Origin of the sequence: Kribbella sp. NBC_01484, from assembly GCF_036227145.1 — a bacterium.
GTDB lineage: Bacteria > Actinomycetota > Actinomycetes > Propionibacteriales > Kribbellaceae > Kribbella.
On sequence record NZ_CP109437.1, the window covers coordinates 1,507,209 to 1,532,388 of the forward strand.

At 69.2% G+C, this 25,180-nt stretch carries 19 protein-coding genes; 5 read left to right on the plus strand and 14 right to left on the minus strand.

Features of this window, described 5'->3' with window-relative positions; translation table 11 throughout:
- Positions 1 to 5: 5 nt before the first annotated feature.
- Both OG555_RS07280 and OG555_RS07285 read right to left on the minus strand, forming a co-directional pair.
- Positions 6 to 647, minus strand: coding sequence for an HAD family hydrolase (locus OG555_RS07280; protein ID WP_329482052.1), 642 nt, complete (start codon positions 645 to 647; stop codon positions 6 to 8).
- Positions 648 to 724: 77 nt separating this feature from the next.
- The gene (locus tag OG555_RS07285) at positions 725 to 1,942 is read right to left on the minus strand and encodes a GH12 family glycosyl hydrolase domain-containing protein (protein ID WP_329482053.1); all 1,218 of its coding nucleotides are present in this window, start codon (positions 1,940 to 1,942) and stop codon (positions 725 to 727) included.
- Between the two features lie 291 nt (positions 1,943 to 2,233).
- Between OG555_RS07285 and OG555_RS07290 the strand changes: the two genes are divergently transcribed.
- Positions 2,234 to 3,001, plus strand: coding sequence for an META domain-containing protein (locus OG555_RS07290; protein ID WP_329482054.1), 768 nt, complete (start codon positions 2,234 to 2,236; stop codon positions 2,999 to 3,001).
- Here the strand turns inward: OG555_RS07290 and OG555_RS07295 are convergent.
- Genes OG555_RS07295 through OG555_RS07315 form a run of 5 tightly spaced genes read right to left on the minus strand, consistent with a single transcriptional unit; the run spans position 2,988 to position 10,696 of the window.
- Complete coding sequence (locus tag OG555_RS07295) at positions 2,988 to 5,933, minus strand: PIG-L family deacetylase (RefSeq protein ID WP_329482055.1); 2,946 nt, start codon at positions 5,931 to 5,933, stop codon at positions 2,988 to 2,990. The two genes, OG555_RS07290 and OG555_RS07295, sit on opposite strands and share 14 nt — an antisense overlap.
- 56 nt (positions 5,934 to 5,989) lie before the next feature.
- On the minus strand, positions 5,990 to 7,387 hold the full coding sequence (locus OG555_RS07300) for an NAD(P)H-hydrate dehydratase (protein ID WP_329482056.1): 1,398 nt from the start codon (positions 7,385 to 7,387) through the stop codon (positions 5,990 to 5,992).
- Positions 7,388 to 7,389: 2 nt separating this feature from the next.
- Positions 7,390 to 7,740: a holo-ACP synthase gene (locus tag OG555_RS07305; protein WP_328526199.1), complete on the minus strand. Its 351-nt coding sequence runs from the start codon at positions 7,738 to 7,740 to the stop codon at positions 7,390 to 7,392.
- Between the two features lie 60 nt (positions 7,741 to 7,800).
- Positions 7,801 to 8,805, minus strand: a complete 1,005-nt coding sequence (locus OG555_RS07310) for a LacI family DNA-binding transcriptional regulator (protein WP_329482057.1) — start codon at positions 8,803 to 8,805, stop codon at positions 7,801 to 7,803.
- A gap of 31 nt (positions 8,806 to 8,836) precedes the next feature.
- Positions 8,837 to 10,696: an alpha-glucuronidase gene (locus tag OG555_RS07315; protein WP_329484782.1), complete on the minus strand. Its 1,860-nt coding sequence runs from the start codon at positions 10,694 to 10,696 to the stop codon at positions 8,837 to 8,839.
- Positions 10,697 to 10,832: 136 nt separating this feature from the next.
- Between OG555_RS07315 and coaA the strand changes: the two genes are divergently transcribed.
- Positions 10,833 to 11,786, plus strand: coding sequence for a type I pantothenate kinase (gene coaA, locus OG555_RS07320; protein ID WP_329482058.1), 954 nt, complete (start codon positions 10,833 to 10,835; stop codon positions 11,784 to 11,786).
- A 403-nt stretch (positions 11,787 to 12,189) separates the two neighbouring features.
- On the opposite strand, the gene OG555_RS07325 is transcribed toward coaA, so the two are convergent.
- The 6 genes from OG555_RS07325 to OG555_RS07350 form a co-directional block, all read right to left on the minus strand.
- On the minus strand, positions 12,190 to 13,365 hold the full coding sequence (locus OG555_RS07325) for an MFS transporter (protein ID WP_329482059.1): 1,176 nt from the start codon (positions 13,363 to 13,365) through the stop codon (positions 12,190 to 12,192).
- A 66-nt stretch (positions 13,366 to 13,431) separates the two neighbouring features.
- The gene (locus OG555_RS07330) at positions 13,432 to 14,697 is read right to left on the minus strand and encodes an aminotransferase-like domain-containing protein (RefSeq protein WP_329482060.1); all 1,266 of its coding nucleotides are present in this window, start codon (positions 14,695 to 14,697) and stop codon (positions 13,432 to 13,434) included.
- Entirely contained in the window at positions 14,679 to 15,755 is a 1,077-nt protein-coding gene (locus OG555_RS07335; RefSeq protein WP_329482061.1) for an alpha-hydroxy acid oxidase, read from the minus strand. Before OG555_RS07335 ends, OG555_RS07330 begins: the two co-directional genes overlap by 19 nt.
- Before the next feature lie 17 nt (positions 15,756 to 15,772).
- Positions 15,773 to 16,699, minus strand: coding sequence for an alpha/beta hydrolase (locus OG555_RS07340; protein WP_329482062.1), 927 nt, complete (start codon positions 16,697 to 16,699; stop codon positions 15,773 to 15,775).
- A 4-nt stretch (positions 16,700 to 16,703) separates the two neighbouring features.
- Positions 16,704 to 17,915 carry a cytochrome P450 gene (locus OG555_RS07345; protein WP_329482063.1) on the minus strand — a complete coding sequence of 404 codons (1,212 nt, stop codon included), beginning with the start codon at positions 17,913 to 17,915 and terminating at the stop codon, positions 16,704 to 16,706.
- A 5-nt stretch (positions 17,916 to 17,920) separates the two neighbouring features.
- Positions 17,921 to 19,204: an SGNH/GDSL hydrolase family protein gene (locus tag OG555_RS07350; protein ID WP_329482064.1), complete on the minus strand. Its 1,284-nt coding sequence runs from the start codon at positions 19,202 to 19,204 to the stop codon at positions 17,921 to 17,923.
- 293 nt (positions 19,205 to 19,497) lie between these two features.
- Between OG555_RS07350 and OG555_RS07355 the strand changes: the two genes are divergently transcribed.
- From OG555_RS07355 to OG555_RS07365, 3 genes are read left to right on the plus strand one after another with little or no spacing between them, the layout of a single operon-like run.
- Complete coding sequence (locus OG555_RS07355; protein ID WP_329482065.1) at positions 19,498 to 21,102, plus strand: class I adenylate-forming enzyme family protein; 1,605 nt, start codon at positions 19,498 to 19,500, stop codon at positions 21,100 to 21,102.
- Positions 21,099 to 22,316 (plus strand): MFS transporter, encoded by a 1,218-nt coding sequence (locus OG555_RS07360; protein WP_329482066.1) that lies wholly within the window; start codon positions 21,099 to 21,101, stop codon positions 22,314 to 22,316. Before OG555_RS07355 ends, OG555_RS07360 begins: the two co-directional genes overlap by 4 nt.
- Positions 22,313 to 23,002, plus strand: coding sequence for an SGNH/GDSL hydrolase family protein (locus OG555_RS07365; RefSeq protein ID WP_329482067.1), 690 nt, complete (start codon positions 22,313 to 22,315; stop codon positions 23,000 to 23,002). Before OG555_RS07360 ends, OG555_RS07365 begins: the two co-directional genes overlap by 4 nt.
- Here the strand turns inward: OG555_RS07365 and OG555_RS07370 are convergent.
- The gene (locus OG555_RS07370) at positions 22,984 to 25,095 is read right to left on the minus strand and encodes a hypothetical protein (RefSeq protein WP_329482068.1); all 2,112 of its coding nucleotides are present in this window, start codon (positions 25,093 to 25,095) and stop codon (positions 22,984 to 22,986) included. The two genes, OG555_RS07365 and OG555_RS07370, sit on opposite strands and share 19 nt — an antisense overlap.
- Positions 25,096 to 25,180: the final 85 nt, after the last annotated feature.

Here is a 25,180-nt window from a genome sequence, read left to right on the forward strand (position 1 = left end):
GTGTCTCAGGCCGCGTCGATCAGGTCTGCCAGGGCGGTCATGTCGTGGAACACCGCATCCGCATCGCAGAGCTTCGCGGGGTCCGTCATCCCGGCGTACCCGAACACCTTCATGCCGGCCGCAACCGCCGCGGCGACACCCAGCGGGCTGTCCTCGACGACCAGGCAGTCGGCCGGTTTCACGCCCATCGAACCGGCCGCGTGCAGGAACAGATCGGGCGCGGGCTTGCCGTGGGCAACATCCTCGGCGCTGAAGATCCGGCCGTCGAACCGATCCAGGAACCCCACCGCGGTCAGCGCCGTACGGATCCTGCGGTGGGTGCCGGACGACGCGAGACAGTACGTTACGCCGCGCGCCTCCAGGTGATCGAGGACAGCCTCGACGCCCTCGATCGCCCGCAGGTGCGCGAACCCGTCGAAGAGCCGCTGGTGGTAGCGATCCTCGAGGTCCGCGGGCAGCGGCCGCCCGAGCCGGGCCTCGGCCTGCTGCCGCATCGACGCCATGCTGCCGCCCATGAAGTCACGCACGGTCTCCTCGAAGGTGTAGGGCAGCCCGGCCTCCGTGAGCAGCTCGGCCAGGATCGTGTTGGCCAGCCGCTCGGAGTCCACCAGTACGCCGTCGTTGTCGAAGATCACGAGTCCGATCACAACCGCACCCTATGCAATGCGGCCGCCGTGACCTGGGGGAGTCACGGCGGCCGCGGGTATCGCGAGAGCGCGAGGGGTCAGTTCTCCTGGATGGAGAAGTCGGTGAAGTTGAAGCGCTGCTTGGTGTTGCCGGTGGACACCACCTCGACGCCGAAGTCGACCTGCCACGTGGTGGCCTTCGGGGCCCAGCCGCGGGAGGACATGTCGTTGAAGAAGCTGGCCAGCGGCATCGTGCCGGACTTCTGCGTCACCTGGGACACGTACGCGGTGTAGCCGTTCTCGTGCCAGACGTCGTACGTGAAGCCGCCGAACGACACGGTGCCGACCTTGTTCCCAGCCGGGACCTGGCCCTTGTTGTCGGTCCAGATCATCAGCTCGTTGTTCAGACCGTCGCCGATCCAGGCGTCGAACGCGACGTCGTAGATGCAGGCGGAGCAGCTGGCGGGCGTGGTCGCCGCGAACTTGGCCGACTGGATCTTCGACAGCGCGACGTCGTTGTAGTCCTTGTGCACGTTCGGGTACGCCTGGACGCCCTTGTCACCCGGCAGCGGCTGGGTGACGTCGAGGAACCAGTTGTTGTAGTTGCAGGCACTCAGCGTGTACGTGCCGTTGTCGTTGTTCCACATGTTGTTGTGGACGTAGTAGGCGCCGAACGACTGGCCGTCACCCTGGTTGTTCGTCGACGTGGTGACGAACGACGGGTTGGTGCAGGTCTGGCTCGGGCTGCCCGTCGACGTGGGGGTCGTCGTGCTGGGCGTGGTCGTCGTCGGAGTCGACGTCGGCGGCTTGGTCGGCGTCGTCGTGGTCGTCGGCGTCTGGGACGGCGTCGGCGTGCTGGTCGTCGGCGGCTTGGTCGGCGTCGTCGTGGTGGTCGGCGCCGGAGTGGTGGGTTGCGCGGGCGCGGCCGTGAAGTCGTAGTGCGCCGTGTAGGTCAACTTGGTGCCGGCGGGGTACTTCTGGCCGTCGTAGCGCAAAGCGCGCAGCCGGTAGCTCTGGTCGGTGGTCTTGCTCGGGTCGATCGAGAGGATCGCCGGTCCGGAAGCGGTCGCGGTGATGGCGACCGGCTTCTGGGCGAAGCCGTGCAGGACGGTACAGCTGGAGTAGGCATCCAGGACGCAGGTCTCGACGCGTCCGACGCTCGGGAGGGCAGTCACCGTGCTGTCCGCGGCGTTCGCAGTTGACACCGGGGAGTCCTTGGCCGCGTGAACGACGATCGGCGCGGCGACGAGCGCGCCGACGGCAAGGAACACCGCCGGGATGATCTTGCGACTCCGGGCAGTTCGGATGGGGGGCATGGAAAACACATTCCTCGTCTGCTCGACGGGCCACTCTGCGTTGCCCCAGTGCTTCAGTGTGACCCAACAAATGTTGGTTTGGTCCCCAGTGGGGCCAGAAACAGGCGGCGGTCCCCAGAAACACCGATCCGATCCGGCAGACCGGCGTACCGGTCTTGTCCTTCTCGTTCGCTCTCGCGTACGCCGCGACGTTATCCAACCGTGATCTGACCTGCCAACTCGGGGGCCCGACTTAACCAAGCCTTCACACTGCAACGAAGGCCGGGCCGCCGGCGTCCGTAGGGTGTGAAGATGCGGACGATCGCCCTGGCCGCCGCCGGTTTGCTGCTGGTCCTGACCGCCTGTGGGAACGAGCCCGACACGGGTGCGTCACTGACCGGCAAGTCGTTCCTGTCCACTGCCGTGACCGAGAACGGGCAGCCCAAGCAGCTCGCGCCGAACACCCGGGTCCGCCTGGAGTTCACCGACGACGGCCGCCTGGTCGCGGATGCCGGCTGCAACTCGATGCAGTCGAAGGTGTCGACGAGTGGCGGCAAGCTGACGCTCGAGGGCGGGCTGGCGATGACCATGATGGGTTGCCCCGGTCTGCAGCAGGGTCAGGACTCCTGGCTGGCGAACATCCTCTCCGGCAAACCGGCCTGGAAGCTCGACGGTAGCAAGCTCGACCTCACCGCCGGCAGCACGACGATCTCGCTGGTGGACCGCGCCACCGCCGAGCCGGCCCGCGCTCTGGACGGCACGAAGTGGACCCTGACCACCGTCGTCACCGGCGACGCCGCCACCCACCAGGCCGGCTTCGAGAAGGCGTGGATGACCCTCGACGGCGAGCGCGTCACCGGATCGACCGGGTGCAACGACTTCCAGGGCATGGTGGCGCGTTCCACCGGCAAGCTCACCTTCGGCGAACTCGCCACCACCCGCCGCGCCTGCACCGGCGACGCGGCGACCCTCGAGACCACTCTCCTCAATGCCTTGAAGGGCGACGTCAGCTACGAGATCGACTCGTCCACGTTGAAGCTCCGGACAGCGGCCGGCGGACTCGACTTCACCGCCGGCTGAGCAGGACGTCGAACGCCTGGACCTCGTTCTGCGGGGTTTCGTAGGAGACGAGCAGCCGGCCGTCGGCACTCAGCGTGGCGCGTTGGGCCGCGGTGAGTGGGATGGACCAGTGCTGGACGCCGTGGTTGATCTGCTGGCTGGACTGTTGGACGAGATGACCGCTCATGTCCGGGGACCATGGCGGGATGCCGCCGTCGGTGACTGCGCAGGGTGTCAGACCGTAGTCGGGCGCTGGATCCGCAGCCGGTGAACAGCTGGTCGTCCAGACCGGGATCGCACCGAGCTGGCCGGTGGTCAGGAACGCCCGGGCCGTACCGGCTCCACTCGAACTGGTGACGATGTCCACGGCGTTTCCGCTGAGTCCGGCGGACAGGATCTTCAGGTCGCTGGTCGGGACGCGGCCGGAGATCGGTACGCCGTTGCGGGCGGACTGGGCGATGGTCTGGGGCGACAGGGCTCCGTTCAGGTTCGGGTTGGAGACGTTCGGCGGTGCCGGGGTGGTCGGGCGATCCGCCGGTGGCGTGTAGCCCGGCAGGGTCGCGAGGCCCCAGCGGTACGGGTCGGACTGGACCGAGCCGAGTGCCGACCAGGCCAGCCGCGTACTCATGTCGATGTGCCGCAGCGTCGTCGTACCGGCAGCCGAGGTGTCGTCGTTGTCGTACGGCGTGATGTTCAGGCCCAGCCGGGTCGGGTCGACGGCGGCGGGCAGGTCGGCCAGCGGGATCTTGACCTCGAGGTCGTACCCGCCACCGGCGTACGCGTGCGGGACCGTGGTCTCGTTGCTGCCGACCCACCGCGCGGTCGACGCGACCTGCACGCCCGGTGCGTTGCCGGTGTCGAGCGAACCGCTCGAGTAGCCCTGGCGGTTGTCCGCATCCCGCTCCCAGCAGGGCCCGCCGCTCTGGGTGAACGGGAAGATGCCGAGCTTGAACGTGTTCGCGGTGTCCTTCAGCGCCTCCGATGCGTTCCCACGCGGGTCGAGCAGGATCTCGACGGAGTCGGCCTGCCAGTGACCGACACACTCCGCCGGACTCACGGCGTACGACTGGTAGTCGTCGCGCACGTGGACGAAGAAGTAGAGCGCGTCGTCGGACCAGCTCACTTTCGCCGTACTGCCTTCTCCGGTTGACGAAACGCCGCAGTCGTCCACGCCGGTGCACGTGGCCGCGCCCTGCCAGATCCGGCCGAGGTCGAGCGTCGGGCCCGGGTACTCGCCCGGCCCCGCCTTGCCGTCGACCACCGGGGTCGCCTGCGGGATGACCGTCGTCGGCACCAGGGTCAGCGTCAGCGTCTCACTGCCCGTGGCGGTCCGGATCGGGATCGACACGTTCTGGTTCGCCGGCAGCGACGTGTCGGTGTTGGTCAGCTTGAACGTCACGGTGACGTCCGCGCCGGGCTGAAGGTCGTACGGCTTCGAGGGCGTGTCGACCGTGAAGTCGGCCGGCAGGTCGAGCGACACCGCACCACTCTGCTGCTGCGCCGACCAGTTGTGCACGACAACCGGCAGGTCGATCGTCTGGCCGATCCCCATCGACTGGATAGCCTGCGACCGGCCGAGACGGTTGGCCTGCGGCGCGGTGTTCTGCAGCCACTGGTCGTACTCCTGCCAGTTCCCCCACCGCTGGAAGCGACCTTCCGCCGCGGCCACGATCCGTACGACGTTGTCGGTGTAGCCGGACGCATGAGCGGTGGTGTAGCGGGCGGCGACCTTCGCGTTCTGGTCCACCGGTGCGTTGGCCGCCGCGGTCACCGTGAAGGTGATGTCGGCGGTCGACTTCGCCGGGACGGGCTTCGGTCCGTCCGTGGTCCACCCGGCCGGCACGGTCAGCTCGATGTTGCCTTCGGCAAGCTTCCCGGACGGCGCCTGGAGGTGCACGGTCGCCTGGAACGGCTCACCGGCGACGTTGTAGAACCGCGAGAAGGTCAGGTACTCCAACGTCCCCAGCGGGAGCCCACCGGGATCGGGCTTGGTCGCGCCGAACAGGATCGCCTCGTCGAGCCCGGCCTGCGGACTGCTGTTCGGCTGGAACGGCACGAACGACTCGGTCATGCCGAACCGCGAGCACGCCGGAACCGAAGTCCCCTTGAACATCACCCGGCTCTGCGTCGGGTACGCCGAGCGCCCCTCGTCCGCGATCTGCTGCCAGATCTTCGCGGTCCCGGCCGGCTGTCCCTGCACGTTCCCCGCCGGCCACTTGTACGGCGAGTCGTAGCCGGTCCACACGCCCGCCACGGTGTCCAGGCCGGTCGGGGTGAAGCCGGTGGTGCAGTTCGCGGCTGTCGTCGTACCGCCGGTGCCGGCGGTGGTGCCGCCGGAGAAGACCTTCTTCACCTGCCAGGTGCTGAGCGCGTGCGGACCCTTCAGCTGCTCGGGGAACCGGTTCGGGTCGGCGGCTGCGATGACGCCTTCCCAGATCAGCCGGCCGGCCTGCTGGTGGTTGCCGTGACCGGCGGCGAGGGTCGGCGTGAACCCGATGTAGATCTCCGGCTGCGTCTCGCGGATGACCCGGGTCACCCGGCGCAGCGTCTCCTCCTCGTCCCAGAAGTACTGCGTCAGCGGCGCGCTCTGGTTGTAGAAGAAGTCGATCCGATCGAGGTTGAAGATGTCGACGGTTCCGGACCGGTAGTGCGCGACGCGGTCCTCGTTCTCGCGGCGCAGACCGAGGTCGGGGCCGAGCTCGTTGCCGACCGCGTTGCCGCCGCCTTCACCGCGCGTCACCTGGATCACGCCACACTTCACGCCGTACCGCTGATGCCAGACCCCGCAGGGCCCGATGATGCTGGTGTCATCGTCGGGATGGGCCCACTCCCCCATCACGTCGATCTTCGTCTGCCGATCAGCCACATACGGCTTGGCCACACTCGCCGATGCGACCGGCACCGGCAGCACAGCAATCAGAGCAAGGACGACGAACCCCACGAATCGCTTCACGTGCACGCTCCAAAGGCGGTGGAGGCACTGGCAGATCCAGTCCTACGTCCACACACTCAGGCGCGCAACAGGTACCGCGTGGCTTCCGGCAGAGCGGCCGCCACCGAGAGGGCCGTGACCGGGGCACTCGACGAAGCGAGGTTGGCCGCGGCGGCGTGCAGATAGGCGCCGAGGGAAGCCGCATCGAGGGCCGGGAGACCGGACGCGAGCAGCGCGCCACAGAGACCGGCCAGGACGTCGCCGGCACCCGCGGTGGCCAGCCACGGGGTGGCGTTGGTGTTGACGCGGACGTGCCCGTCGGGGGTGGCGATGACGGTCGTCGAGCCCTTGAGGAGGACGGTGACGTCGAAGCGTTCGGCGGCGAGCCGGGCGTGCTCGAGGCGCTTGGCTTCGACCGTGGAGCGGTCGACGCCCAGCATGCGGGCCAACTCACCGGCGTGCGGAGTGACGAGTACGCCGGTGTGGTCGCCGGACTCGTCGAGCGCCTTCAGTCCGTCCGCATCGAGAACGACGGGCTCCTCGGCGTCGAGGAGTTCGCGGATCCGGTCGATGTCGAGTTCGTCGCCGAGACCGGAGCCGATGGTCCACGCCTGCACGCGTCCGTCGCCGGCCACGATCTCCGGGTGGGCTGCCCGGACTTCGGCTGCGACGGCGTCCGGGCCGACGTACCGGACCATGCCGACGGGGCCGCCGAGGGCGCCGGCGGTGGCGATGACGGCGGCGCCCGGGTACTGCGTGGAGCCGACCATCAGGCCGAGGACGCCGCGGGAGTACTTGTCGGACTCGCCGTGGGGGACGCGGTAGCGGGCGCGGACGTCGGCGGCCTGGAGGGACTCGACCGGTGCCGGTGGGAGGTCGAGGCCGATCTCGACGAGGTGGACCGGGCCGCAGGCGGTGGCGGCAGGATCGATGAAGTGGCAGATCTTGTGGGTGCCGAAGGTGACGGTGAGTGCTGCGCGGACGTGCGGCTCCGGGGTCTCGCCCGTGTCGACGTCGACGCCGGACGGGGTGTCGACGGCGACGATCGGTACGTCGTACTCGTCGGCCGACTCGACCGCGGCCAAGGCGTCCGGGCGGAGGCCGGGGCGACCGCCGATGCCGACGATGCCGTCGACCACCACGTCGGCCGTGCGGATGTCGTCGGTCGAGCCGACGCGGCCACCGGCTGCTTTCAAAGCCTCCAGACCGGCTGCGTGAGCGCTGGCGGAGAGCAGGACGGCGGTGACCTGGGCGCCGCGGCGGGCGAGCCGGGCACCGGCGTACAGGGCGTCGCCGCCGTTGTCGCCCGAGCCGATCAGCAGGACGACGCGGGTGCCGTACGTCCCGCCGAGGAAGTTGCTGATGGCAACTGCCAGGCCGGTCGCCGCCCGCTGCATCAAGGTGCCCTCAGGTAGCCGGGCCATCAGCTCGGCCTCGGCGGCCCGGACCTGTTCGACGGTGTGCGCGCGGCGCATGTTCAGCCCTCCAGGATGACCACGGCGGAGGCGATGCCGGCGTCGTGGCTCAGCGACAGATGCAGACTCTGGACACCGAGCCGCGAAGCCTGGGCAGCGACCGTGCCGGTGATCTCCAGCCACGGCCGGCCGGTTTCGTCGGTCTGCACCTCGGCGTCGTGCCACAGCATGCCCGCAGGTGCGCCGAGTGCCTTGGCCAGCGCTTCCTTCGCCGCGAAGCGAGCAGCCAGCGAAGCCGGCGGCCGGACCGCCTCGGTCGGCGTGAACACCCGATCCCGCAGACCGGGAGTTCGCTCGAGCGTCTTCATGAACCGCTCGACGTCGACCACATCGATGCCCACGCCGACGATCATGGTTCTCACCCTAACCGGACGCCTCCAGCGCAAGAGCACGCGCCGCTGGTGGCGCGGGGGTCAGCCCACCGGGGGCGCCGTCGACTGGCGGATCCGCATCTCCACAGCCAGGTCCATCCGGAGGGCGGCGGGGGTGACGCCGCGCGCGAGGTCGAGGACCAGGCGGGCGGCGAGTTCGGCCATCTGGTGCAGCGGCTGGTGGACGGTCGTCAGCGTCGGGCCGACCCACTGCGCCACCGGGAGGTCGTCGTACCCGACGACCGACAGGTCGCGCGGGATCTTCAGGCCGAGCTCGCGCGCTGCCTGGTAGACACCGAGCGCCTGCATGTCGCTGCCCGCGAAGATCGCCGTCGGCCGCTCAGGCAACCGGAGCAACGCGAGAGCTTCCCGGTGACCGCCGCTGACGCTGAAGTCACCCGCGCGGATCAGCTCGGGATCGACCGCGATCCCGGTCGAGCGCAACGCGTCCTGGTACCCGTCGACGCGCATCCGCGAGCAGAGCGTCTCGACCGGCCCGCCGATCATCCCGATCCGGGTATGCCCGAGCTTGCGCAGATGCAGCGTCGCCATCCGCCCGCCGTTCCAGTTCGCCGAGCCGATGGACGGTACGTCGTCCCCCTCGTCACCGATCGGGTCGACCACGACGAACGGGATCCGCCGCGCCTCCAGCTGCGCCCGCTGGTCCGGGTCGAGGTCGGAGAACACCATGATCACGCCGAGCGGCCGCCGGTTCAGGACGGACTCGATCCAGTCCTGCCGCGGCCGCCGGGCGTCGCCACACTCGGACAGCACCAGCTCGACGCCCGCCGCCCGGAGCACACCCTCGACCCCTCGGATCAGCTGGATCGCCCATTCCCCACTCAGCTCGGGAAACACCAGGTCGATCATCGGGCTGCTCGCCGTAGTCGCGGTCCGGCGCTGGTAGCCGTGCTCCTGGATGATGCCCTCGACCTTGGCCCGGGTGTCCGCGGCGACGTCGGCGCGACCGTTCAGCACCTTGGAGACGGTGGGGACCGAGACCCCGGCCTGCTCCGCGATCTTCGCGATCGTCATCCGCTGACCCACGAGCGCCTCCCCCTCGAAACTTTCGGCCAGCCTACCCGTAGATCGTGCGGCCCTCCGCGTCCCCTATCCCGCTGAGACGGTAGAAGTACGTGTTCACCTGATCCCGCCAGTCGGCGGCGTTGGCGAGCTGCGCCTCCAGCCGGGAGGTGATGTTCTCGCGCACCACGGGCTCGAAGCGGTCCGCGATGGCCTTCCAGCGGGTCAGCATCGCCGCCACCTCGTCGTACCCCTGGAAGTGGGTGTCGTAGATGTGCTGCAGGACCGTACGGCCGTTCTGCAGCACGTGGTCGTACCCGACGTGATGGAAGAACAGCAGGAGTTCGTCGGGGCAGGTGCTGACGTTCTCGTAGCGGCTCGCGAGGGGCTCGGGGTACTGCCCGGTGAAGCCTGAGCCGGTCGCGACCGTGCGGTCGACGCCGACGCCGTAGCGATCGGCGAAGTGGTACGTCCCGCGCGCCGAGTACTCGTACCCGTTCACGTTCGGGCCGTAGTGCGTCTCCGGCGCGACCATGAACCCGACCCCGAGCGGCGCGGTGTAGCGCTCGTACGTCTGCCAGGACTCGGCCATGACCGACACCAGCTCGGACCGGGTCCGATCGTCCATCGCGAAGGTCGCCGCGGCCCACTCGTGCAGCAGGCTGACCGGATCGGCACCCGGATCCCAGGCCAGCCGGCCGTAGGCATACAGGTTGCTCTGGGCAAGCTTGTGCCCGGTCCAGTTCGGATCGTCGCCTACGTTGGCGACGGCAACGATCGCATCGGTGCGCTCGGCAACGGTAGGCCCGCCCGATCCGGTCGTGTCGAACTGCAGGATCTCCCGCCACCACGGCCCGAGGTAGCACAGATCCTGCTGCTGCCCGGTGTACTCCTGCGTCACCTGCAACTCCACCGCGAACGCGGTCTCCTGCAACTCCCCCAGCAACGGCGACATCGCCTCGCGCGCCTGGAAGTCCAGCGGCCCGTGCTTCACCTGCAGTACGACGTTCTCGTCGAACCGCCCGTCCAGCGGGATGAAGTGGTCGTACGCCGCCCGCGCGCGATCCGTCCGCCGATCCCGCCAGTCCGGCCGGCCGCCGTACCCGCAAGACCGCCAGAACACACTCCCGCCGTACGGCGCCAACGCCCGGGCGAGCAGGTTCGCACCGTCCGCCGGCGACCACCCCTCGGAGTCCGCCGACACCACCAACCCACCGAGGTCGGGTACGGCGTCGTACAGGCGCCCGACCGCGGCCGACCACCACTGCGCCGCCCGCTCGTCCGGTGGATCGGTCATCTCGACCGCCAGGCTCAGCGCGATCCCGTACTCGCGGAACACCGCCGCCAGCCGGGACACATCCGGGAGATGGTCGGCGAGCAACCGGGTCTCGGCCATCGCGACCGCGTTGATCCCGATCGACGCCAGCATCCGGGCATACGCCCGTACCCGGGTCAGATCCTGGACCACCCGGCCGTCGCGGAAGAATATCGATCCACCTGAGTACCCGCGCTCGACGGAACCCGCCATGTTGTCCCAGTGATCGAGTATCCGGACCGGAATGGCCGGCCGCTCGACCACGGTGAAGTCACCGGTCATCCACTCGAAGTACCGCAGCAGGTAGAAGTACCCGTACAGCAAGCCACGGCCGCCTTCGGCGGCGACGACCAGTTGGTTGCCTCGTCGCACCACCACGAAGCCCTCGGCACCCAGCCCGTCGAGCGGCAGCGCGGCCTCGACCTCCTGCCACAACGGCGATTCCCGGACCCGGGTCAGCACGCACAGCGCGACTTCCACGCCGTTCCGGATCCGGCGGGTCTGCCGGAGCTCGGCCCGGATCGTCTGGGCCAGCGCCCCCGAGGCGTGCACGGTCACCTCGGGCAACCGCTGAGAGCCGAGCCAGCAGGGGTCGAACATCACGCCGGATCCTTGCACACGACCCCGGTCACTCCCGGGCGCCGCGGGTCCGAAAGTTTCGGCGTTGTCCGATTGAGACGAAGCCCACTGCCTCCCGGTGTGGGTGCACCCCCGGCGGATGGGAAGAATGGGGCTCATGCTGCAGCCGTCGCGGGAGGTGACTCCCTACACCGAGCTCGACCGCGCCGCCTGGGCGCAACTGGCCGAGACGACCGTCTCCCCGCTGACGGTGGACGAGATCGAGCGGCTGCGCGGCCTCGGTGACGAGATCGACATGGACGAGGTCCGCGAGGTCTACCTGCCGTTGTCGCGGATCCTCTCGCTCTACGTCCGGCACGCCCGCGCGCTGCACGCCGACACCGAGAGCTTCCTCGGCAAGCCGGCCGCGACCCGGACCCCGTTCGTGATCGGCATCGGCGGATCGGTTGCCGTCGGCAAGTCCACCACCGCCCGGTTGCTGCGCGAACTGCTGGCCCGCTGGCCCGAGCACCCGCGGGTCGCGCTCGTCACCACCGACGGCTTCCTCTGGCCGAACGCGGAGCTCGAGCGCCGGAGCCTGATGATGCGCAAGGGCTTCCCGGAGTCGTATGACCGCAAGTCGCTGCTGCGCTTCGTGGTCGAGGTGAAGTCCGGCATGGACGCGGTCGAGGCGCCGGTCTACTCCCACCTGCACTACGACCGGATGAACGGCGTACGGACGACGGTCGAGCAGCCCGACATCCTGCTGCTCGAGGGCCTGAACGTCCTGCAGCCCGCGCCCCGGCACGCGGACGGCAAGAGCGGCCTCGCGGTCAGCGACTTCTTCGACTTCTCCGTGTACGTCGACGCGGCCGCCGACGACATCCGGTCCTGGTACGTGCACCGCTTCCTCAAGCTGTGGGAGACGGCGTTCCGCAACCCGGAGTCGTACTTCGTCCGCTACGGCGAGCTGAGCCGGGAGGAGGCGGTCAAGAAGGCCGAGTCGCTCTGGGACGGCATCAACGGCCCCAACCTGCGCGAGAACATCCTCCCCACCCGCTCCCGCGCCACCTTGGTCCTCCGCAAGGGCCCCGACCACGCCGTCCGCTGGGTCAGGCTCCGCAAACTCTGACCCCACCCCACCACCCCGGTCAGGGGAAAGCTCTGACGCCCAGCAGCCCTCCGCACTATCGCCTTTCAACCAATTGCGGCTCTGGGCGTGTCCCGGGCCTGTGTGGGGGCGGTCTTCGCCGGTGCAGTTGTGGGCGGCCCGGATGTGCAGGTCGACAGGATGTGTCGGTCCTGGGGCGGCGCTCGCGCGGGGTGTTCAGGCGTGAGACCGGGCGACTGGGCGAGAGCAGGGCCGAGACCTCCTGTCGACCTGCACCCCCACCGGCCTCCACTTCCGCCCAGACCAGCCTCGATCCGCGCCACACAGTCTGGGCCGGTGGCCCGGACGTTCCGATGACCGGATCCGGGTCCACTCCTGCGACCAGCACACCCAGGGGCCAACCTCACACCGAGTAGAACGGCGCTCAGCTGGGTTGGAGGGCCTTGACGGCGGGTACGACAGCAGCCGCAACGACGAGTGCGGTCAGCCCGAAGGCGAGTGGGTAACCGGCCCCGGCGACAACAGCGCCGAAGATGATGGCGCCCATCCCCCATCCACCGTCGTACGCGAGGTTCCACAGCGCGCTGACCTGGCCGTAGCGGGAGTTCGGGACCCGGTGGTACATCATCGTCAGGGTGAGGTTCTGCGCGGCGCCGAAGCCGAGGCCGAACAGGGTCGAGCCCACCACGATGGCGATCGGGTTGCCGATCAGCACCAACGAGCCGGCACCCAGCGCGGCGAGGACCAGGGCCGGTGCCAGCAACTTCGCCGGGCCGACGCGGTCGCCGTACCGGCCGGCCAGCCAGCGTGCGCCGGGCGCGGTCGCGGCCTGCAGCAGCAGAGCGGTGGCGACGAGGGAGTGCTTGTCCGCGGCGACGGCCAGCGGCAGGAAGGTGACGCTGATCCCGGCGGCGACGGTCACGGCCGCGAAGACGAAGGTCGGCATCAGCAGACCGCTTCGCCGTACGCCACCGAGCACCTTCACGTGCTGCTCCTCGGCGGACACCCGAGCCGGCAGACCCACGAGAGTGACGAGTCCGGCGAGCGAACTGAACGCGGCGAGGACGAACAGGGCGTCGAAGCCGATCCGGTTGGTCAGGTAGACGCCGAGCGGCAGACCGATGACGGCCGGGACGCCGACAGCGATGCCGTAGATGCCCAGTCCCTCGCCGCGGCGGGCCGCGGGAGTGAGGTCGGCGACCAGGGCGACCGCGCCGACGACCAGGATCGCCAGGCCGGCGCCGCGGACGACGCAGACGGCGAGGACGGCCGGCAGCGACGCGGTGGTCAGGAGGACCAGCGAGGGAGCGCCGAGCAGGACCAGCCCGAGGCCGAGGACGACCTGGCAGCCCCAGCGGGCCAGCATCCGGGGCACGAGCAACTCGACGCCGACCGCGGACAGCATCATCGCGCCGGTCGACAGCCCGGCCCCGATCCCGCCTGAGCCGTTGGCGGCCAGGTAGAGCGGGACGACCGAGGTGAGCAGGTACATGCTCAGGCCGGACCCGAACACCATCACCAGCAACCGCCCGAACCGGCCGGTCACCAGGCGCTCGGCGGTGGCTACCTGGACGGTGGGGATCTCGCACGTGGTGGTCATGACTTCACGCTAGAAGTGGACCGGCACGCCCTACAGATCCAGTTCCGGCCCGTCCGGGAGGACCAGTTACGGCAGTTGGTCGGCGATGAGCGCGGCGAGACGGTTCAGGGCGGCGTCGATCTGGACCGGCGTGACCGCGCTGCAGGACAGGCGCAGGGCGTGGATCGGGGTGTCGCCCTCGTAGAAGTGGCTCATCGGGGTCCAGAGCACGCCGTACTCGTGGGCCGACCTCTCCAGCAGTACGTCGTCGACCGGGAAGGGCACGGTGACGACCACGAAGAAGCCACCGGACGGCACAGTCCAGGTGATCTCACCGCCGGGGAACCGGGCGGCCAGGCCGTCGGTGATCGCGCGGAGATTGGCGGCGTACACCGCGCGCTCGCGCCGGTTCGCGGCGACCAGGCTGCAGTCGTGCGCGAGCAGCTTGCCGCCGATCACCGCCTGCGCGACCGGCGAGGTGTTGACGGTGAGCATGCTCTTGAGCTTCGACAGTTCGTCGGCGAGAAGGTTGATGCTCCCGCCCGGGGCGGCGACGGTCTGGTCGGCGACGACGTACCCGACCCGCGCGCCGGGCAGGCCGGTCTTGGCGAACGAACCGAGGTAGATGACGCGACGCTCGGTGTCGAGGGCCTTCAGCGTCGGCACGCGAGCAACGCCCCAGGCCGGGAACAGTCCGTACGGGTTGTCCTCGAGCAGGAGCAATTCCTGCTCGGCCGCGACCTCCAGCAATCGCCGTCTGGCGTCCACATCGAGGCTGAGCCCGGAAGGGTTGGCGAAGTCCGGCATCACATAGCAAGCTCGCGGGCGCAGCCCGTCCGCGCGGGCCGCCTTCACCACCGCGGCGAGATCGTCGTCCTCGGTCACCGGCAGCACGGGGAAGTCGAGCAAGCGAGCCGCACCGGTGATTCCGACGTACGTCGGGGAGATCGCCAGCAGCACGTCGTCCGGGCCAGAGCGCAGTGCCCGCAGGGTGAGAACCATCGCCTCCTGGCAGCCGACCGTGACGACGATCGCCTCGGGATCGACGTGGATGTCCTCGTCGACCGCGAGGTTGCGGGCGACCAGGTCGTGGATGATGCCCTTGGTCCGGCCGTACTGGAAGATCGTCCGCCGCACCGCCGACTCGTCGTACCCCTTCGAGCGCAGGTGATCGGCGAACAGCTCAAGGTAGCGATGCAGGTCCTCGAGCGCGAAGTACTCCTCGGTCGGGCGCCCGGCTGCGAGCGAGATCGCGTCCGGGTAGTGGTGCGACACCTCGTTGAGGAAGTTCATCGAGTTCAGCGCGCGATCGGTGAGCGAGCCGTGCAGCTCGGTCAGCTCGAGATCAGCCATGGGGTCCTCCCCGTCGTCAGCCGCGCGACCGCGGCCAGGTCCGCACATCCGGCCAGCAGCATCGCATCGCCCAGCTCTTGTCTGAGGAGAGCCAGCGCTTCATCCACAGCATTCACAGCCAGTGCCCACAGCAACGGCCGTCCGATCAGTACGGCGGAAGCACCCAGCGCGAGTGCCTTCACCACATCGATGCCCCCTCGCATTCCACCATCCACCATCACAGTGCAGTGGTTGCCAATGGCATCGACGACCGGTCCGAGCGCGTCGATCGAGGCCGGTGCGCCGTCCAGCTGGCGTCCACCGTGGTTCGAGACCACCACCCCGTCCGCACCCAGGTCAGCGGCCCGCGTGGCGTCGCGCGGGTCCAGAATCCCCTTCACCACCAACGGAAGTTCACTTGAACTTCGAAGCCACTGCAGGTCGGACCAGCCGACAGCGGGTTCGAACGCGGACGCGGTGTGCACGGCGACTGCCGACAGCCCAGGCACGGCGGCATGTGCCTCTGTCGCCATGTCGACAATGTTGGCCGCAACGACCTCCGGCGGCAGTGCGAAGGAGTTGCGGACATCGCGCAGCCGGCGTCCCATCACCGGCACGTCGACGGTCACCATCAGCGCACCGCAACCCGCTGCGGTGGCACGCTCTACCAGAGTCCTGACCAGGCCGCGATCTCGTAACCAGTACAGCTGGAACCACGAGGGCGTCACCGCGGCGATCTTCTCCAACGGGACGCTGCTCAGAGTGCTGATGACATAGGGGATTCCGGCCGTCGCGGCCGCAGCCGCGAGGAGGAGTTCCCCTTCGGGGTGCAGGAGCCGCTGGTACGCCATGGGGGCGACTCCGACCGGCATCGTGAGCTGACTGCCGAGCAGCGTGCGGGACGGGTCGGGTTCGTCGATCCCGGCGAGCACGCGGGGCGTGAGCGTGATCGCCTCCAGAGCCGCACGGTTGCGGCGCAGCGTCAGCTCGGAACCGCTGCCACCGGCAACAAAGTCCCGGACTGCGGCCGGCAGAACCGCTGCCGCCAAGGACTCGTAGTCGGCGAGGCTGTCAGCCATCGTGGCTCGGCGATTCCTCAGGCATCGCGGAAGATCCCACTCAACCAGGCGGACGCCTCGGCCATCGCCTTCTTTCCGCCGTCGAGGATGCCGGACATCGCGAAGAAGCCGTGCACCATCCCGTCGTACCGGCTGAGGGTGATCGGGACGCCGGCGGCATGCAGCTTCTCGGCGTAGTACTCGCCTTCGTCGCGGAGCGGATCGTACTCCGCGGTGATCACCAGCGCGGGCGGGAGATCCGCGTGCGACTCGGCGAGCAGTGGTGACGCGAGCGGGTTGAGACCGTCGGCCGGGTCGGTCAGGTAGTGATCCCAGTACCAGCCGACCGAGGTCTTGTTGAAGAGGTACGGATCGTCGCCGGCCCGCATCGAGATGGTGTCCGAGCCGTAGCGAGTGTTCGGGTAGACGAGCAACTGCCCCGCCAGCGCCGGACCGTTGTCGCGGGCAAGCAACGTGGTCGCCGCCGCAAGGTTGCCGCCGGCACTGTCACCACCGACGACGAGCCGCGACGGATCGACCTGCAAGTCGCCGGCGTGCGCGGCGATCCACTGCGTGGCGTCGTGGCAGTCATGCACCGCGGCCGGGAACGGATGCTCCGGCGCCAGCCGATAGCCGACCGTGATCACCTGACAGGGAACGGCATTGGCGAGCTTGCGGCTGATGCCGTCGGCGGTCTCGATGCTGCCCAGCGTCCACCCGCCGCCGAAGAAGTAGATCACCGTCGGCAGTGGACCGGTCGGATCCGGCCGGTAAACCCGCAGCGGTACGCCGCCGTCGGTCGTGAGGTTCTCCACGTGGTGAACTGGCTCGACATCCCCACCCGCGGCCTGGATGGACGCGAGGTCGGCCGCCCTGGCCTCGGCCAGGTTCTGGGTGTAGAGCTGTGGCACCTGGTTGCCCTCACGCTCGGCGCGCATCGCCTCGACCTGCGGGTCCAACGGCATCGGTTCACCCCAATCGGATCGGCATGGAGCTGTGTCCACGCAACAGCAGGCTATGACTGCGCACGGGCTCTCCCTCGAACCGCAGGTTCGGGAACCGTTGGAACAGCTGCCCGAACGCCGCACGCCCTTCCATCCGGGCGAGCGCGGCCCCGACGCAGTAGAACGGACCCGCTCCGAACGACAGGTGCTGCAGATCATCGCGTCCCGGATCGAAGGTGTCCGCGTCCGCATGCTTGATCGGATCGCGGTTCGCCGCGCCGGGCAGGATGAGGACGAGACTCCCCGCGCTGATCGGCTCGCCGGCCAGCTCGAGGTCGACGGATGCCTTCCGGCTGATCAACTGCACCGAGCTCTGGTGCCGGAGGATCTCCTCGACGTAGTCCGCTGCCAGTCCGGGATCGTCGCGCACGGCCTCGACCAGCGCGGGCTGGGAGAGGAGCTGCTCGAGTCCGTTGGTGAGGAGGTTCATCGTGGTCACGAAGCTGGCGTTCACCAGCACGAGCAGGTTGTCGATCAGCTCCTGCTCGTCGATCCCCGATGTCCCCGAATCCAGCGCGTGCACGAGTGATCCGACCAGGTCGTCCCGGGGACGGATCCGGCGGTCGGCGATCATCCGGGCGTAGTAGTCGTTGAGTTCCTCGGCCGCCTGGTTCGCCGCCGCCAGCCGCTCGGGAGCCTTGCCACCGAGATCGAGGTAGTCGTCGATCCGCTGCGTCCGGTCCCGGAACCAACCGAAGTCCGAGCGCGGGATGCCCAGGAACGTGCCGATCACCGTGATCGGCAACCGGTACGCGAAGTCGACGAAATCGATCATCTGGCCGTTGGCACCGGCCTTGCCCAGGTCGTCCAGGAGCTCGGCGGCCAACGCGTCCACCACCGGTTCGAACCCGGTCAGCCGGCGTGGCGTGAGGACCGCCTGGAACACCTTGCGCATCCGCAGATGGTCCGGCTCGTTGCGGAACATCATCGACCCTCCGAGCCTTCGCAGTACCGGCTCCTTCGGGTTCGGATCCGCCGACAGCAACCGACGGAACCTGGTGTCCTTCAGCGCCTCCTGGGCGGCGTCGTACCCGTTGACGACGACCGCGTACGGCGAACTCCCGGGAGCGAGCCGGCAGACCGGGCCGATCCGATGCAGCTCGGCGAAGAGCGGCATCGGATCGCGGCGCCCGGCCTCGGATCCGAGCGCGGCAAGGATCTCGTTGGCGGTGCGCATCCCGGTCAGCGCACCAGGTTCAGCGGGACGGAGGCGGCCATCGCCTGGTAGCCCGTGTCGTTCGGGTGGATGTGGTCGCCGGAGTCCAGCGCCGCCAGCAGCTTCGAAGGCGCGGCCGGGTCGCGCAGCACCTTGTCGAAGTCGAGCACGCCGTCGAACTCGTGGCTCGAGCGCAGGTAGCTGTTCACCGCCTGCCGGGTGGCCTCCTTCGCCGGCGTCCAGCTGTCGGTGCCGGAGAGTCCCTCGAACGGCGTGATCGTGGTGACCAAGCTGCGCAGTCCGCGTTCCTTGGCCTGCGCGTTGACCTGCCGGAGCGCGCCGATGATCTCGGCCGCCGAGTCGTCGGACATCCAGATGTCGTTGATGCCCAGCTCGGTGATGACGGTGCGTACGTCGGTCTGCGCGAACACGTCCTCGTTCAGCCGGGCCAGCGAGTTCACCCCGACCTCACCGAACCCGGGGAACGCGCCGTTGTCGGACGGCTCGGTGCCCTCGTGGTTGAGCCGGCTCCCGGCCAGACCCGCGTTCAGCACGCTCGGGAACGGCTTGGTCCCGGCCGCCGCGGCCAACCGCTCGGCGAGCTGGTCGGGCCAGCGGTTGTTCGCGTTGAACGTGCTGTTGGTGCCGTCGGTGATCGAGTCGCCGAGCACGACGATCGAGCCGGCCGAGTCGTCGGTCTGCACGTCCACGCCGGACAGGAAGAACCAGCAGCAGCGCCGGGTCAGCGTGTACGCCGCCCCGCCGGGCTGGGTGACCAGGTTGGTCGGGCCGACGAAGTTGTCCTGGATCGACGAGCCGTGGAACGTGGTCGGCCCGGTGTTCTCCGGGAAGTAGAGGCTGATGACGAGGTCGTCGAGCGTGCCCAGCCGCAGATTCACCGGATCGCTCAGCAGTTCGCTGCCCTTCACCATCGATGCGCTGCCGGAGCCGTTGAACGTCAACGTACGCAGGGTGTTCGGGTCGATGTCGGCCAGCTCCGGCGTCGACTTGTTGGGCTTGGCAACGGTTGCCGCGCCGACGGTGACGGTCTTCTCGCCGTAGATGTTCGACAGCCGGATCCGGATCTTGTCGCCGCCGACAGTCGGCCGGACCACCAGCCGGACGCTCTGGTCGGTGAGGCCGGTGTTGGTCGAGCCGGTCGCGTCGCCGTGGGTGACCGCGGTCGCCCAGGTGCCGACCCACGCATCGTCGTGACGGCTCTGGCTGGAGCTCGCCCCGGCCAGGCCGGAGCCGGCCAGGGTCAGTGCGGCGGTCACCGCGACCGCACGCCAACTGCTGGAAATGTGCATGGACGGACCTCCTGGCGGAATCGGATGCGGACGGAACGTAATACGCGGCGAGGAATCCGGTCAATGCACAGCAAATGCATTTCCGAAATTCATCGGCCAGCGGTTAGCGGACCCCTTCCGGACCCGTTTCGCAGGGGTATTCCTTCACCCACGCGAGGATGTGATCACCCGACTGCGGAGCGCGACGGTCTGCCTACGGTAGAACGGTTTCCAGCCTCTGGCGGGTGCCCGGCGCTTCCAGTAGAGTCGCCCCGACGGCTGGGGGTGGCCGGAGTCGAGGGGAACCTTACGAAATGCCGCCTGAATTCGTCATGCCCAATTACGTGCTGCGGGTATTAACGCTCTTCGAGCAATTCTCGGAACGGCTCGCGCTGGTCCGCGGAGTTCGGCGGGCGACGTACGGCGAACTGACCGCCGACGTGCTGCGGATCGCGGCGGCGCTGCGCGACGCGGGCATCCGTCCCGGTGGCAAGGTACTGGTGATGGCGGCGAACTGCTTCGACGCCCCGGCGCTCCAACTGGCCCTGCACCTGCACGGCTGCCGCGTGCTCTGGAGCGCGCCGATCACGTCCCGCCGTGAGATCGACCGGTTCGCCGCGCTGTCCGACGCGGACGCGTTCGTCTACGACGCCGACGGCACAGGACACCTGGGTCGTGAGCTCGCCGCGTCACTGGCGCCGATGCCCGTGTTCCAGGTGGCCGAGCTCTTGACCGACGGAGCGCCGTACGTGATCGATCCGTCGGTGCCGGCACCCGACTCGGTGCTACAGACGAGTGGGACGACCGGCGATCCCAAGCTCGTCCACCACACGCAGAACTTCTACGAGCAGATCCTCGAACTGGCGGACGCGTTCGTCGCCAACGGGTTCCCGTTGCTGCGCCACTACTCGGGTTCGCCGCTGTGGCTGGCGAGCGGACAGATCACCAGCTTCTTCAATCTGTTCACGGGCGGCGTGCTGTTCCTGACCGACACCTGGTCGCCGGACGAGTTCTACCGGACTGTGTCGGCCGAGCGGATCACGTCGACGTACGTGACGCCGCCGATGCTGTACGAGGTGCTCGATCATCCAGGTGGAGAGGACGTCGACTGCAGCAGCCTGTTCATGCTCAATGTCGGCGCCGGACCGGCGACGCCCGCTCGGCTGCGACAGGGGATCGCCCGCTTCGGTCCGGTACTGCGGATCGTCTACGGGCTCAGCGAAGCGGTCGTCGTCACCGCACTCCCGGGCTTGACCGAGGACCCGGCCCATCCGGAGCGGCTGGCTTCAGCGGGTACGCCGTACGGCGATGTGCGGCTGGAGATCCGGGACGACGACGGGAAGGTGCTCGACGCGGGACAGACCGGGGAGGTGTGGGTGCAGAGCGAGCTCACCTTCGCCGGGTATCTGGGCCGGCCCGAGCTCACCGCCGAGACGCTCGTCGACGGCTGGCTCCGCACCCGGGATCTCGGCTACCTGGACTCCGACGGCTACCTGTTCCTGGTCGACCGCGTGCACGACATGATCGTCACCACCCGCCGCAACTGGGCCATCTTCTGCCGCCCGATCGAGGACATCCTCGCCAGCCATCCCGCAGTACGGACCGCTGCGGTCATCGGCGTACCGGATCCTGTGGTCGGCGAGGCAGTCCACGCCTTCGTCGTCACGCGCTCCCCGGTCACCGCGGACGACCTCCGGCAACTGGTCACCGACACGCTGAACGAGATGTGGACTCCAGCTGCCATCGACTTCGTGGACGAGCTGCCGCTGACCCGGATCGCGAAGGTCGACAAAGTTGCCCTCCGCAAGCTCTACCGGGAACTGCGTGTGGTCCGGCGACCGGATCACGCGGAGGCGGGTCCCGATGGCCCAGCACGCCACCCTGCCCGGCGCGGCGTCGGAGTCGGGGAGGCGGGATGAGCGCACGGCGGGGTCTGGTCATCCTGTTCGTCGCGGACGTTCTGTCGGCGGTGGGGAGCCGGATCTCGATGGTGGCGATCCCGTGGTTGGTGCTGGTGACCACGGGGAGCGCGGCGCGGATGGGTCTGGTGGCGGCGGTCGAGATGGTGCCGTACATCGTGGCCAGCATCATGGCCGGGCCGCTGATCGACAGTCTCGGGCCGCGGCGTACCTCGATCCTCGCGAACCTCTGCAGCGCAGTGGCGGTCGGGGCGATCGCCGCGACCACCCAACTGGGGTTCACCGCGCTACTCCTGCTGGTCGCACTGGCGGGTGCGCTGCGTGGCGCCGCAGACCGGTCCAAGGATCTGCTCGTCCGGCCGATGGCGGAGGCGGCCCAGGTCGAACTGATCCGGATCACGTCGTTGCACGAAGCCTTCGCGCGGGGTGCGACGTTGCTCGCCGCACCCCTGGCCGGCCTGTTGATCTACTGGACCGACGCGGCCTCCGTGCTGTGGATCGACGCGGCGACGTTCGCGGTCTGCGCGGTGCTGGTGGCCGCCTTCGTTTACCCACCTTCGGTGGTCGCCGCCGCGGTGCGGGAGAAGTACTTCCGGTCGCTCATGGCTGGCTTCGCGTTCGTCCGCCGTGACGCGTTGCTCACCACGATGCTGATCACCACGTTCACCTTGAACGTCTTCAGCAGCGCGAGCACCGCGGTCTTCATTCCCCTGTGGGTCAAGGAGGAGCTCGGCACGGCAGCCGGTCTCGGCCTGACCCTCGGCGCGTTCTCCGGCGGCGCCCTCCTGGGCAGCATCGGGTTCGCGATCCTCGCCACCAGACTGCCGCGCTACCTGACCTTCGCCGTCGGCGCTGTGATCGGCGGCAGTCCGCGCCTCCTGGTACTGGGGTTCAGCGACGACCTGATCCTGGTGATGGTGGTGACGTTCCTGTCCGGGATCGGCATGGCCGCGATCAACCCGGTGTTCGGCGCAGCTCTCTACGAACATGTCCCGAAAGACCTGCAGGCGCGGGTCATCGGCGTGGTCGCCGCCACCTCCTTCGCCGGACTACCACTCGGGGCACTGCTCGCCGGCGCACTCGTCAGCGGGCTCGGGCTGACCCCCTCACTGGTCCTGTCCGGCCTGGTGTGCCTGCTGATCAGTGTCTTCCCGCTCGCCCGGCGTGGTCCTGGAAAGGTTCTCGACGCTCCGAGCACGATGGAGGCGGCATGAATGAGGCAAACGATCCCTACTGCCTCCGACCAGGAGAGAGCGTCGAGTTGCTCGCCGGTCACCCCTGGCGGCGGTTTGTCGTGCTCGGCGACAGTGTCGCGGAGGGGATGTGCGAACCGGTCGACGGCTACAGCACCCTGCAGTGGGCCGACCGGATCGCCGGCGAACTCCGCGCGGTCCAACCCGAGCTGGTCTGCCGTAACCTCGGTGTCAGCGGCCTGCGTACGCGCGAGATCCTGGCCACCCAACTCGAGCCGGCGCTCGTGTTCGGTCCCGACCTCGCGCTCGTCGTCGGCGGCGGCAACGACGCCTTCCCGGCCACGTACGACGCCGACCGGGTCGATCGCGAACTCACGCTGATGATCACGACCCTGCAGGACGCCGGCGCGGACGTGATGACGCTGGGCATGTTCGACATCTCCTACAGCCCCGCCGTCGCGGACTGGCTCAGACCGGGCCTTCGGCAACGAATGCGAACCCTCTCGGACCGCACCGCCGCACTGGCCGACAAGCTCAACACCATCCACATCCATCTGACCGATCACCCCCTGTCCACCGACCCCACCCTTTACAGCAGCGACGGCCGCCACGGCAACGCCCGCAGCGACGCCGTCGCCACCGCCGAAACCGTCCGCGCTCTTGGCCGCCACCTCATAGCCGCGCCACATCAGGATTCACCTGGCTGAACGTCAGGGACTCGGTGGGTGCCGGTGGGGTCGACGTGGAATGTGAAGCCGTGGGGTGTGGTCCATTCCAGGGTCTGGTGGTCGAGGCGGTGGACGGTCCAGCCGTGGGCGTGGGTTTTGACCCGGTGGCCGTAGCGGCCGAGGGGTGCGAGGTTGGTGGTGTTGGTTTGGCCTGGTGGGCCGAGGGGGTCGTAGGGCCGGAGGTGGTCCAGGTCCATGCCGGGGTGGGTTTCTTGGGTGCCGAACGGGAACAGTTCGACGGGGTGGGTGAGTTTGACGCGTTCGCGGATCCGGTCGGGGATCTCGTAGGCGTCCACGCTGACCGCGTCGTTGAGGTCGATGACCGGCTTGACGGTGTACGGGCCGTGGCCGATGAGCTCGGCCAGCTGGTCGGCGAGCAGCGGGCCGATGGCTTCGGCGCGGAGTACGCCGGTGCCGGTGGCCAGGGTGTGGTCGGTGAGGTGAACGTAGATCTGGGTCTGGCCCGGACGGACTCGTCCGCGGGTACGGTCGGGACTATCGGCGCGGTCCTCGCCGGTTCGGGTGGGGTGGGTGGTGTAGGCGTCCTGTTTCATCTGGGCCAGGCGGGCGTGCAGGGCGCGGCGGGCGGCCGCGTCCATGGGCTGGCCGTCGTCGGGGTCGAGGTGTAGGCCGGGGTCGGCTGGGTCGAAGGGTTCGATCGGCACGGTGTCGGGGGTGTCGAGGGGGTCGGGCAGGTCGCTGGTGCTGGGGTGGGGTGCGTCGCGGTCGGCCTCGTCGTCCAGGCCGGGCTCGGTCGGCACGGTGTCGGGGCTGTCGAGGGGGTCGGGCAAATCACTGCCACTCGGGTGGGGTGCGTCGCGGTCGGCCTCGTCGTCCAGGCCGGGCTCGTCCTGGACGACGGTCCGGTTGCCGGTCCGGTCCTGATCACCCCACCGCGATGCCGAGCCCGCGCCGGGCATCCCGCTCGCCCCCGCGGCAGCGACGCCATGACCCGAGCCGACCTGATGGCCGACACGAGCCCGGGCCAGGTCGTCGGTGGTCGCGTGAGGACGATCGTCGTCACCGGCCTCGGGGCACCCGGCGCCCCGCCGGCCTCGACGTAGCGGTCCAGCTGCCCGGTCGCCCGCACCCGGACGGCTCGTGCTCACAAGCCCCGCGGCGTCCGGGGCCGTGGTATCCGGCCCCGCGGTGTCCCGGGCCGCGGTCTCCCGGGCCGCGGTCTCCCGGGTCGCGGTCTCCCGGGCCGTGGTCTCCCGGGCCGTGGTCTCCCGGGCCGTGGTGTCCGGGGCCGGGGTGTCCTGTGCTGGGGTGTCCTGGGCTGGGGTGGTGAGGTGGTGGTGGCGGGCCTGGGTAAGGAGTTCTTGGGTGTAACGGGGGTCGGCCAGGATGCCGACGGCGTCGGCGCGGCGGTGTTGGACCGACCGGGTGTCGCCGAAGGTTTTGAGGGCGTCGGCGATCGCGTCGAGGGTCGCCTTGTTGCGGATGACTGCACCGGCGGCGGCCTTGATGTACATCGTCTTGGTGCCGTGCTCGGTGGATCGGCCGACGAACACGCCGCGTTCGCGGGCCTGCTCGGCGGCCTCGGCCCGTGCCAGGTCGGGATCGGTGTGCATCTTGGCGGCCTGGACGATCTTGTTCAGCCGGTACGGGGTGATCGAATCGATGAGTCGCGCGATCCGTTGGTCGACGTAGGCGGCGGCGTCCTGGGTCAGTTTCGCGCAGTCGGCGACGATGCGGCAGGCCTTCCAGGGTGTCGCGTCGCCGGCCTGGACCCTGGCCCAGGTGAAGGGGAACCGGTGCCGCAGCGCCAACGCCTGACCGATGCAGTTCGCCGCGACCCGCGGGGAGATCCCGAGGATCACTGCGAACTCGGCGACCGCGAACTCCAGGATCTCCGGGCACCCGTCACCACCCAGCACCACCGCGCGTTCGCGGCCCTCCCACGACCGACGGCCTGGCCGGGCCGGGCACGCGTCAGGATGGAAACGATCGGCATAGACCTGGGCATGTTCCAGGCGCCGCGCGTCGACCCGCCGGGCCTCGGCGTCGTGGTCGGCGGCCGAGGCCAGCAGGTCGGCCGTCGTCAGCGTCGCCAAGTCTCCTTCGAACATGTGTGCGATTCTACGCACCGCCATCGAGCTGCGGCAAATCCGGCGAGACCCCGAAAGCCCTTATCCACAAGGGAAAACATCACAC